We start from the raw sequence: 10,681 nt of genomic DNA on the forward strand, positions 1-10,681 counted from the left end.
ACGGGAGCGGTGCCTGAACTGGTTCCCCCCAGGGGCCGGTATGACGATCCGACAACCTCCCTAGGATGTGCGGGTGACGACGGACACCGCTACGCCGGACCACACCGACGACGCCGGCGCCCCCCGGGAGGCGACCGCCGCCGACTGGCCGCTGCGACTGCGCCGGTTCGGCCACCGCCCGCGCCCCCGCACCGACGCCCGCGAGCGGCTGGTCCCGCCCTTTCCCGAACCGGGCACCCGCGCCTGGCAGGCCCTGGGTCTCGGGCCGGCACGGGCGTACCGCGCCGCACGGGCCATGGGCTGGCTCGGTCCCGTCCTGGTCGCCGTCTTCGCCGGCGTGCTGCGCTTCGTGAGCCTCGGCAGCCCGCACGCCATCGTGTTCGACGAGACCTTCTACGCCAAGGACGCCTGGTCCCTGCTCCAGCTCGGCTACGAGGGCGGCTGGGGGGACCGCAAGGTCTCGGACCCGCAGATCCTGGGAGACCCCCAGACCATCCCCCTCGACGCGACCGGCCAGTTCATGGCCCACCCGCCGATGGGCAAGTGGGTCATCGCGCTCGGCGAGTGGATGTTCGGCCTGAACCCGCTCGGCTGGCGCTTCATGGCGGCGGTGCTCGGCACGCTGTCGGTGCTGATGCTGTGCCGCATAGGCCGCCGCCTGTTCCGCTCCACGGCGCTGGGCTGCCTGGCCGGCGGGCTGATGGCGGTCGACGGGCTGCACTTCGTGCTGAGCCGTGTCGCCCTGCTCGACGTGGTCGTCATGTTCTTCGTCCTCGCGGCGTTCGGCTGCCTGCTGATCGACCGCGACCACGCGCGGGCCCGGCTCGCCGCGGCCCTCCCCCGAGACGGCGACGGCATCGCCGGCCCTGACCGGGACACCGGTGCCCGCGCGGGCACCGGACCGCGGCCCTGGCGGCTCGCGGCAGGCGCGCTGCTGGGCCTCGCCTCCGCCGTCAAGTGGAACGGCCTGTACTTCCTGGCGTTCTTCCTGCTGCTGACCGTGCTCTGGGACGTCGGCGCCCGGCGCCTGGCCGGGGCTCGCCGCCCCTACCGAGCGGTGCTCCGCCGCGACCTCCCCTGGTCGTTGCTGTCCGTCGTCCCGGTCGCGCTGGCGAGCTACCTGGTGACCTGGACCGGCTGGTTCCTCAGCGACGACGGCTACGGCCGGCACTGGGCGGACGGCCGCGGAGGCATGTGGTCGTGGATCCCCGCGCCGCTGCGCAGCTTCTGGCACTACGAGTACGCGGTCTACCAGTTCAACGTCGGCCTGGACGACCCGCACCCCTACGAGTCCAACCCGTGGAGCTGGCTCGTCCTGGGCCGGCCCGTGTCCTTCTTCTACGAGTCCCCCAAGCTGGGACAGGACGGCTGCGGCGTCGCCGACTGCTCACGGGAGATCCTCGCGCTCGGCACGCCCCTGCTGTGGTGGGCTGCGTGCTTCGCCCTCGCCTACCTGCTGTACCGCTGGGCGCTGCGCCGCGACTGGCGCGCCGGCGCCGTCCTGTGCGCGGTCGCCGCGGGCTACCTGCCGTGGTTCCACTACCAGGACCGCACCATCTTCTCCTTCTACGCCGTGGTCTTCCTGCCCTACCTCTGCCTCGCCCTCGCCATGATGCTGGGCGCACTGCTGGGCCGGGCCGGGGCGACCGAACGCCGCCGCGCCTTCGGCGCGGTGGCCGCGGGCGTGCTCGTCCTGCTGATCGTCTGGAACTTCATCTACTTCTTCCCGATCTACACCGGGCAGACGATCCCCTACAACGACTGGCACGCCCGGATGTGGCTGAGCACCTGGGTGTGAGCAGGACCGCCGCAAGCGTTCCCCGAGCGCGCCGCGGACCGCGGTCCGGCCGTGTGCGGATCGCACGGCCGTGCCCGGCGCGCCAGTCCCGCCCCGGCTCACCCGGGCCGCATACGCTGCGAAGACGTCCTGGCGTCCTCGGTGACGCGTGGCAGCAGGACACCGCCGGACGCGGGAAGGGTGTGGCATGGCAGCCCCAGACGTGCACCTTCGGGAGATCACCGACGCCGACCGGGAGGCCGTCCGCGCCCTGCGGGTCCGACGTGACCAGAAGCAGTTCGTCGCGTCCGTGTCCCTGTCGCTCAAGCAGGCCGCGAAGATGCCGGACGCCCACCCCTGGTACCGCGCCGTGTACCGCGGCGACGAGCCGGTCGGCTTTGTCATGCTCTCCTGGAGACCGCCGTCCGGCCCCTACCAGGACCGGCACTTCATCTGGCGACTTCTGGTCGACAAGCGGTACCAGGGGCGCGGCATCGGTCGTGAGGTGCTGACGCAGATCGCCGACCTGGTCCGTGCGGACGGCGGAACCGAACTGCTGACCAGCTACGAACCCGGGGACGGCGAGCCGTGGCCCTTCTACCGGAAGTTCGGCTTCGAGCCCACCGGGGACGTCGACGACGGCGAGATCGTGCTGCGGCTCCAACTCCCTCCCGGCCGCTCCGCGACGTGACCGGCGCCGGATGCGGCGGACCTCCTTCGGCGGGCCGGCGGCCGCTGGGCAGCGGTTCCGGGCCTGGGAACGACGCCCGCGTTCTGATCGCTGCCACCTCTCGCGCCTCCCCCCGCACACGACCGAAGAGCGGACCCCCCGGCCGCGGATTCCGCAGCGCTCCGGATTCCACAACGATCCCCGCCCGTGCCGGCCCTCAAGGACGTCGACGCACGAGGGCTGTTTCATGCGAATTCCGCGCGGCATCGGCCACCACCCGGGGAGGGGAGAAGAATCGTGCACCGCCCTCACGGAGATCCCACCAGCTCGCGACTCCTCTTTTCTCATTTTCTCGCGGCCGCTCCATGACGCGATCCGCAGGCACCGGCCTCCCCGGAGCGGACGATGGAAAAATGCGAATTCGCCAGAATCGGAGCAGACGGGAGGGAGCCGCCCGGCCACGGCCGGGCAGCCCCTCACCGAGATCTCCAGGGGTCTTCCCTCGTGCGGCGCCGCGTGGTTACGGCACAAGAACCACGGAATTGATGGGCGTCATGTCGTACGGGTCGTATTCGCCCGTACCACGGACGACGCTGCTGCAGTTGGTGCCGTTGTACCCCAGGCAGACCTGGAAGCCCGCGCCGCCGGTCTGGCTGTTGACCAGTACGCGGTATCCGAGGACGTTCGACAGGTTGTGGTAGCCGTAGCTGTAGAAGATGTTCCTGCTCAGGATGCTGCCGTTCGTCTCACGGATGCACACCGCTCCCGACGGGCACGGCGTCGCCGCGCTGGCGCCGGGCGCCATGGCGAGCCCACCCCCGACGGCCATGGTCAGTGCCGCGGCGATCGTCACGATCTTGCGCATAGCGCCATCCCCCTTGCGTCCTGACACCCCGATCCGAGGCACATCACAAGAGTGCAAGCAATGCCCCTCTGTCACCAGCGGCACTTCCGGCCATTCCTCCATCGCGCGGACGCATGGCCGTCGCGAGGTCGGGACGTCCGTTCCGGCGACGCACTGCCCATGTTCCGCTGGGCGCGCACAAAAATGGGCCTTGTTCCAGGAATCCTGAATCGAGTCAAGCACCTTACAAGCCAGGCTCCTCTACAACGCGCCATTCTTGCCCGGTCCGCCCCGGCGTGCGGGCGGGGTCGCATTAAGGGGCCGATTCAGCCATCCTCCCGCAGGCCGGCTCCATTTCGAGTGCCTGCTCAGCCCTCCCCCACTGCGAATAGCCGCAGGTCGGCAGAGTGTCCGATGGCGGCATCAATCAATCTCACCAAGTTTGCCAGTACATCGACAAACGGATCCCACTTCAGGCAAGGTGGCTCCCGTTCCACCCCGCGGATCAACGCAAAGGAGCACTGATGCGCAACACGCTGAAGCGTAAGGCGGCCATGGGACTGGCGGCTGTGGCGATGGCCGCAGGTGGCGTCGTCTTCTCCGGAGGCTCCGCCAGCGCCGAACCCCTGTGCAACTACATATCCGACTCGTCCCGGCCGACGATCTACCCCACGAACGTGAGCTCGGCAGTCAAGCAGATCCAGTGCCTGATCAACAACTACAGCAACTACCCGTACTGGCTCGATGTGGACGGCGAGTACGGGCCGGCGACCAAGGACGCCGTCGGCTACGTGCAGTCCTGCAACCGGACGTCCGGGGGCGTGGACTACATCGTGGGTTCCAGCACGTGGAACGCGCTGTACAACCCCATCGCGGCCTGTCGCCTGTAGTCGGGCACGCCGGAACGCGGCTGCCGCGTTTCCGGCCTCGAGAGACACGCTGGACGAGCACGGAGACCGCGAGCGCCCTCCCCGGCCGCCCTGGGTCGGGGAGGGCGCTCGCTCGCGCGGGCCGGCGCGGCCTCCGGTGCGGGGCCGGGCACGACACCCGGCCCGCAACTCGACGCTCCGTCAGTTGTGGCTGTGGAGCATCTCGTTGAGCCCACCCCACGAACCCTTGCGCTGGATCACCTCGACCGTGCCGGTGACGGAGTTGCGGCGGAAGAGGAGGTTGTCGGCGCCGGAGAGCTCCTTGGCCTTGACGATGGTCTCGTCGGGGAGGGTGACCCGGGTGCCCGCCGTGACGTAGAGCCCGGCCTCGACCACGCAGTCGTCGCCCAGGGAGATGCCGATACCGGCCTCCGCGCCGAGCAGGCAGCGCTCGCCGATGGAGATGACGGACGTGCCGCCGCCGGACAGGGTGCCCATGATCGAGGCGCCGCCACCGATGTCGGAGCCGTCGCCGACGATGACGCCCTGGCTGATGCGGCCCTCGACCATGGAGGTGCCCAGCGTGCCGGCGTTGAAGTTGCAGAAGCCCTCGTGCATCACGGTCGTACCGGACGCGAGGTGGGCGCCGAGGCGGACGCGGTCCGCGTCGGCGATGCGCACCCCGGCGGGGACGACGTAGTCCGTCATGCGCGGGAACTTGTCGACGCCGTACACCGACAGGTGCAGGCCCTCGGCCCGGGAGGCGAGGCGGGTGCGCTCGATGGCGCCGACGGGGACGGGACCGAGGGAGGTCCAGACGACGTTGGCCAGGAGACCGAAAATGCCGTCCAGGTTCTGCTCGTTGGGCTTCACCAGGCGGTGGCTCAGCAGGTGCAGGCGCAGGTAGGCGTCGTGGGCGTCGAGCGGCTTGTCGTCGATCGAGGCGATGACGGTGCGGACGGCGACGACCTCGACGCCACGACGGGGGTCCGGCCCCAGCGCCCTGGGGGCGGCGTCGCCCAGCAGTTCGGCGGCCTGGTCCGCGGTGAGCCGTTCGGTCCCGGCGGGCCCAGGCGCCGCCACGAGCTCGGGCGCGGGGAACCAGGTGTCGAGGACGGTGCCGTCGTCGGCGATCGTGGCGAGGCCTGCGGCGACGGCACCAGTGGCGCGAGAGGTGGCGGTCGTGTCAGTCATGAGTCGAACGCTAGTCGCTGCGCCCCGCGCTTGCCCAACCGGCCCGCCATCCGGAACGCCGCCGCGCCGCGGCCGACACGCCCCCGGCGGACTTCGCCGCGCCGGCCCCTCCCCCCGTACCGCGCCTCCACCGCGCGGCGGCCGCCAGCAGCACGATCCCGCTCGCCCCGGCCAGCGCCGCGCAGACCGGCCACAGCGCGCCGGGCGAGGCGTCGTAGAGGGCGCCGCCGAGGGGCGGGGCGAGAACGGTGCCGCTGGCGGAGGCCCCCGCGTACAAGGACTGGAAGCGGCCCTGCAGGTGCTCGGGGGCGCTGTCGGCCGCATAGGCGGTGGCCGTGGTCTTGTAGAGGATCTCCCCCGCTGTGAGGAGCACCATCATCGTCACCGCGGTGGCGAGGTATGCGCCGCCGACCAGGGCCGCGTATCCGGCGCCGACGAGGACGAGCCCGACGCTGATGATCGGCAAGGGCGGACGCCGGCGCAGAGCGATGGCGGCCGGGATCTCCAGGCAGAGGATGACGCCGCCGTTGACGGCGATCAGCAGGCCGTACACGTCCGTTCCGATGCCGTGGTCGGCGAGCCAGACGGGCAGGGTGGAGTACTGCTGCCGGTAGACGGTGTCGGTGACGAGGATCGTCGCCAGCAGTACCACGACGGCGGGCCGGGCGCGCAGCGCCGCCCACAGCCCGTCGGCGCGGGCTCGCGGCCCCGGCCGGCCCCGGCGGGCGCTTCCCGCCGGCAGCGCGAGGGCCGCGTAGCCGGCGAAGAGCAGCGTGCCGAGGCCGTCGGCGACGAAGAGCCAGGTGTACGAGGTGTGGGCGGCCAGCAGCGCGCCGAGCGGCGGCCCTACGGTGAAACCGGCGTTGGAGGCGAAGCGGAACACGGCGAAGCCCTGGCGGCGGGCTCCCTCGGGCATGGAGACGGCGACGAGCGCGGCGTTGGCGGCGCGCACCGTGCCGGCCGCGTACTGCGCCAGCAGCAGGACGGGCAGCAGCGCGGCGGTGGGAAGGGCGGGCAGCGCGACGAGTCCGGCGCCGGAGACGGCGGACCCTGCGAGCAGGACGCGGCGGTGCCCGAGGTGGTCGCCGAACCAGCCGCCCGTGAAGTTCCCGGCGACCAGGCCCACCCCGCCCGTACCGGCGATGAGCCCGGCCTGCGGGACGGGCAGGCCCCGCACCGAGGTCAGCCAGACGAACAGGTAGACGAACGTGAAGCTCACCACCGCGTTCGTGAAGACCCCCGCCGCCAGCGTCCAGACGACCCTGGGCACCTCGCGCATGCCCCGCACCCCCCCGTTGCGAGTAAGTTCCTTTTGGGAACTCACTTCCGGGTGGCAGGATAGCGGCATGGCCCGCCGCACAGACCTCGGTGACGCGAACTGCTCCGTCGCCCAGGCCCTCGACGTGGTCGGCGACTGGTGGACGCTACTGATCGTGCGGGACGCCGCCCGCGGCCTGGAGCGCTTCGACGACCTGCAGCGCGAACTCGGCGTCTCCCGCAAGGTGCTGACCGAACGACTGCGTCTGCTGGTGGACGCGGACGTGCTGGTCCGCGAGCCGTACCAGGAGCGCCCCGCGCGCTACGCGTATCGGCTCACCCCGCGCGGCAGGGCGCTGCTGCCGGTGCTGATCGCCCTGCAGGACTGGGGCGACCAGTGGGTGCTGGGCGACGGCGCGACCACCGGCACCGCCGCGGACGGCTCACGGGAGGCGGAGCGCATCCACGCGCTGACGGGTACCCGGGTGCCCCCCTTGCGGCTGCCCGCGGGCGCGGACGGCACACTGCGCGACCCCGTATCCGCGGACCACCCGTTCACCGTCGTGTACTGCTTCCCCGGCGCCTATGCGCGGCCCGCGTCCTATCCCCCGGGGTGGGGCGCGATCCCGGGAGCCGCGGGCTGCACGCTGGAGTCCTGCACCTACCGCGACCGGCTGGCGGAGTTCGCCGCGGCGGGCGCCGCCGTGCACGGGGTGAGCTCGCAGCGCCCGGACGAGCAGGCGGAGTTCGCCGAGCGGGAGCGGCTGGGCTTCCCGCTGCTGTCGGACGCGGAGCTCACCCTTGCTGCGGCGCTGCGGCTGCCGACGTTCCGGGCCGGCGGCACGGTGCGGTTGAAGCGGCTGACGCTCGTGGTCGGCGCGGACCGGGTCGTCCGGCGGGTGTTCTACCCGGTCACGGACATCACGGCGAGCGTGGCGGCGGCGCTGGACGCCGTCAGGAATGCGACGCGGCCCTGACCGCCTCGGGTTCGGCGGCAGCGTCCCGCACACCCGGCAGCCGCCCGGCGCCGAGCACGGCCGCGCCGGCCACGAGACCGAGGACGGCGCACAGCGGCCACAGCGCGCCCGGCGCGCTCTCGTAGAGCACGCCGCCGAGCGGGGCGGCCAGCACCACGCCGCTGATGGAGGCGCCGGCGTACATGCTCTGGAAACGGCCCTGCAGGTGGTCGGGGGCGCTGTCGGCGACATAGGCCGTGGACGGCGACTTGTAGAGGATGTCGCCGAGGGTCAGCAGGATCATCATGACGACGGCGGAGGCGATGTACCAGCGGCCCGTGGTCAGCGCGGCGAAGCCGAGCCCGACCAGGATCACGCCGCTGCCGATGATCGGCAGCGGGGCGCGCCGGCGCAGGGCGACGGTGACGGGCAGCTCGAAGAGGATGACCAGGGCGCCGTTGACGGCGATGAGGGCGCCGTAGACACCGGTGCCGACGCCGTGGTCCTGCAGGTACACGGGCAGGGTGGAGTACTGCTGGCGGTAGACGGTGTCGGCGACCAGGATCGCGCCGAGCAGCACCAGCACGGCGGGGCGGGCGCGCAGCGCCGTCCACAGACCGGGCGCGTCCGGGGAGGAGCCGCCCCGGGGCCGGTGGTTGCCGTTGGCCGGCAGGATGAAATGCGCGTAGACCCCGAAGAAGAGCATGCCGAGGCCATCGGCGACGAAGAGCCAGTCGTACGAGACCGTGGTGGCGATCAGCGCGCCGAGCGGCGGGCCCACGGTGACGCCGAGGTTCGCCATGAAGCGCAGCAGGGCGAAGCCCTGGCGCCTTGAGCCCTCGGGCACGGAGAAGGCGATGAGCGCGGAGTTGGAGGCCCGGGTGACCCCGGTGGCGTACTGGGCGACCGGGAAGACGACCGCGAGGGCGGCGGTCGGCGTCAGCGGCAGGGCGGCCAGGCCGAGACCGGAGACGACCATGCCGGCGATGAGGGTGCGGCGGTGCCCGAAGCGGTCGCCGAACCAGCCGCCGGTGAAGTTGCCCGCGACCATGCCGACGCCGCCCACACCGGCGATGAGGCCTGCCTGGGATGTGCTGAGCCCGCGCGGCCCCGTCAGGTAGACGAAGAGGTAGACGAAGGTGAAGCTCACCGCCGCCACGAAGAACATGCCGGTGGCGAGGAGCCACACCACCCGCGGTATGTCCTTCATCGCCTGTTTCATTTCCTGTCCTCCGATCGACCCCCTACAAGAATCGATCACGTGAAGGCGTGAATGCGGCGCGTGAGGATGCCGGATCAGGTCGCGACCGGTATAGGCCAGCAGTTCTCCCGGGGAGTACAGGTCAGCGGGCTCGCGCGGGCTCGCCCACGATCCGTGCGAAGACCTCGCGGGCCTCCTCCCGGTCGATGTCGCGGCCGGTCAGCAGGGCCTGCAGGCACATCCCGTCGGTGAGGGCGGCCAGTGCCCGGGCGGTGACGGGGTCGGTCCACCGGGTCAGGAGCCCGGTCATGCGGTCCACCCACTCCGCGGCGACAGGGCGCACGGCGGCGCGGCGGAGCGCGGCGAGATAGAGCTCGTACTCCAGCCGCGCGCGGGAGCGGTCCCGGGAGACCGCCTCCGCGACGAACCCGGCCAGTTCCGCGGCCAGGTCGGCGCCGGGCGAGCCGAGGAGGGCGCGTTCCTCGACCTCCCGGAAGTAGGCCTCGTTGCACTGCCGCAGGGCCGCCACCAGCAACTCGTCGAGGGTGGCGAAGTGGTACGTGGTCGAGCCGAGCGGAACGTCGGCCACCGCGGCCACCGTCCGGTGGCTGAGCCCGGCGATACCGCGCTCGCCGACCACGCGGATCGCCGCCTCGATGATGCGCTGCCGGCGGTCGGGGTCGTACCGCCGCGCCATCAGTGGGAGCCGCCGAGGTTGAGGACGACCACGCCGGCGACGACCAGGAGTATCCCCGTCAGCTTGGCGGCGGAGGCCGCCTCGCCGAGGAAGACCATGCCGATGGCGGCGATCGCGGCGGTGCCGACCCCGGCCCAGATCGCGTAGGCGGTGCCCACCGACATCGTCCTGAGGGTCTGCGCGAGCAGTGTGAAGGCGATCAGATAGCCGGCGGCGGTGCCGAGCGAGGGCCACAGCCGGGTGAAACCGTCGCTGTACTTCATGGAGGTCGTACCGAGCACTTCGGCGAGTATCGCCCCGCCCAGCAACACGTATGCCATGCGTACAAGCGTACCCATCGATGCGTACACCCGTACGCATACCGAACTCCTCACGACCGGCGCGACCACCACCGCTTCCGGGCGCCCTCGGGCGTCGCGGCCGGGGTCAGGCCCAGCGAACCGGTCAGGAAGAACTCCCCGTCCACCCAGTGCCCCGGGGCCGGAACCTCCGCCAACTCCCCACCGGCCACGGCGACGTCGACCTCGTGACCGCCGATGGTCCGCACCCGCAGCCGGTGAAGTGGCCGCCCCCGGCCTCGCCCACGTGGACCTCGGCGAGCAGCACCTCCCCGGCGAAGGCCGCATGCGCCGAGGGCACCCAGTCATCAGCCGCCGCCTCCGGCCTGAACAGGCCGTACGGAACGAGGTAGTCGGGTGCGAAGCCGATCTCCCGGCCCTCCTGCGCGGCGTCGTACGCCTCCTTGCCCCCGGTGTGGAGGGTGATGCGCTCGGCGAGCGCGGCGAGCCGCAGTTCGCCTCCGGAGGCCGTACCGCCCCGGGCCCGCAGCACGGCGCGATCCTCCAGCTCCACCGCGAGCGGGCACAGCATCGTCCCGCCGGGCGTGTCCAGCAGTTCGAGCCGCGTGGTCTCCGCGTCCACCATCTCGACCCGGGCCACCGGCACCGGCTCTGCGGCGGGCGCCAGGCACGGCAGCACCTGGGCGATCGACCGTTCCTGTGTCTCGATGACGACCCGGGCGCCGCCCGCGCCCGTCCACACGTGCTGCCTCAGCCCACCCTCGACCCGCTGTGTGTCGGCGCGTTCGAGGAGTCCGACGACAAGCGCGCGGAAGGATTCCCGGTCCGTCACGTCGAGTCCGATGGCGGCGAAATGACTGCTCATGCGGGGAAGACTCACGGAGCCAGGGGAACGCGCGCAAGCGAAAACACGACCG

The 10,681-nt window shown here is 71.9% G+C and carries 11 protein-coding genes; 4 read left to right on the forward strand and 7 right to left on the reverse strand.

Annotated features, from left to right (window positions below; translation table 11 throughout):
• The first annotated feature begins 73 nt into the window (after positions 1 to 73).
• Complete coding sequence (locus AC3ET4_RS11775; RefSeq protein WP_431948643.1) at positions 74 to 1,798, forward strand: dolichyl-phosphate-mannose--protein mannosyltransferase; 1,725 nt, start codon at positions 74 to 76, stop codon at positions 1,796 to 1,798.
• Between the two features lie 187 nt (positions 1,799 to 1,985).
• Entirely contained in the window at positions 1,986 to 2,468 is a 483-nt protein-coding gene (locus AC3ET4_RS11780) for a GNAT family N-acetyltransferase (RefSeq protein ID WP_431948644.1), read from the forward strand.
• Positions 2,469 to 2,967: 499 nt separating this feature from the next.
• Here the strand turns inward: AC3ET4_RS11780 and AC3ET4_RS11785 are convergent, their stop codons facing one another.
• Positions 2,968 to 3,312, reverse strand: coding sequence for a hypothetical protein (locus tag AC3ET4_RS11785; RefSeq protein ID WP_431948645.1), 345 nt, complete (start codon positions 3,310 to 3,312; stop codon positions 2,968 to 2,970).
• Between the two features lie 503 nt (positions 3,313 to 3,815).
• Here AC3ET4_RS11785 and AC3ET4_RS11790 point away from each other — a divergent pair.
• On the forward strand, positions 3,816 to 4,181 hold the full coding sequence (locus tag AC3ET4_RS11790; protein ID WP_431948646.1) for a peptidoglycan-binding domain-containing protein: 366 nt from the start codon (positions 3,816 to 3,818) through the stop codon (positions 4,179 to 4,181).
• A gap of 180 nt (positions 4,182 to 4,361) precedes the next feature.
• Here the strand turns inward: AC3ET4_RS11790 and dapD are convergent, their stop codons facing one another.
• Together dapD and AC3ET4_RS11800 are read right to left on the reverse strand one after the other, a co-directional pair.
• Positions 4,362 to 5,354 (reverse strand): 2,3,4,5-tetrahydropyridine-2,6-dicarboxylate N-succinyltransferase, encoded by a 993-nt coding sequence (gene dapD, locus AC3ET4_RS11795; protein WP_431948647.1) that lies wholly within the window; start codon positions 5,352 to 5,354, stop codon positions 4,362 to 4,364.
• A gap of 10 nt (positions 5,355 to 5,364) precedes the next feature.
• Positions 5,365 to 6,633, reverse strand: coding sequence for an MFS transporter (locus AC3ET4_RS11800; protein ID WP_431948648.1), 1,269 nt, complete (start codon positions 6,631 to 6,633; stop codon positions 5,365 to 5,367).
• Between the two features lie 67 nt (positions 6,634 to 6,700).
• Between AC3ET4_RS11800 and AC3ET4_RS11805 the strand changes: the two genes are divergently transcribed.
• A complete protein-coding gene (locus tag AC3ET4_RS11805; RefSeq protein WP_431948649.1) occupies positions 6,701 to 7,588 on the forward strand; it encodes a winged helix-turn-helix transcriptional regulator in 888 nt (295 codons plus the stop codon).
• Here AC3ET4_RS11805 and AC3ET4_RS11810 read toward each other — a convergent pair.
• From AC3ET4_RS11810 to AC3ET4_RS11825, 4 genes are all read right to left on the reverse strand, one after another.
• The gene (locus AC3ET4_RS11810) at positions 7,566 to 8,789 is read right to left on the reverse strand and encodes an MFS transporter (RefSeq protein ID WP_431948650.1); all 1,224 of its coding nucleotides are present in this window, start codon (positions 8,787 to 8,789) and stop codon (positions 7,566 to 7,568) included. The two genes, AC3ET4_RS11805 and AC3ET4_RS11810, sit on opposite strands and share 23 nt — an antisense overlap.
• Positions 8,790 to 8,910: 121 nt before the next feature.
• Positions 8,911 to 9,465, reverse strand: coding sequence for a TetR/AcrR family transcriptional regulator (locus tag AC3ET4_RS11815; protein ID WP_431948651.1), 555 nt, complete (start codon positions 9,463 to 9,465; stop codon positions 8,911 to 8,913).
• Positions 9,465 to 9,785, reverse strand: coding sequence for a DMT family transporter (locus AC3ET4_RS11820; protein ID WP_431948652.1), 321 nt, complete (start codon positions 9,783 to 9,785; stop codon positions 9,465 to 9,467). The genes AC3ET4_RS11815 and AC3ET4_RS11820 overlap by 1 nt, the downstream gene beginning before the upstream one ends.
• Positions 9,786 to 9,909: 124 nt before the next feature.
• Positions 9,910 to 10,629 (reverse strand): hypothetical protein, encoded by a 720-nt coding sequence (locus AC3ET4_RS11825; RefSeq protein WP_431948653.1) that lies wholly within the window; start codon positions 10,627 to 10,629, stop codon positions 9,910 to 9,912.
• Positions 10,630 to 10,681 lie beyond the last annotated feature (52 nt).

It is taken from the genome of Actinacidiphila sp. bgisy167 (assembly GCF_057707665.1).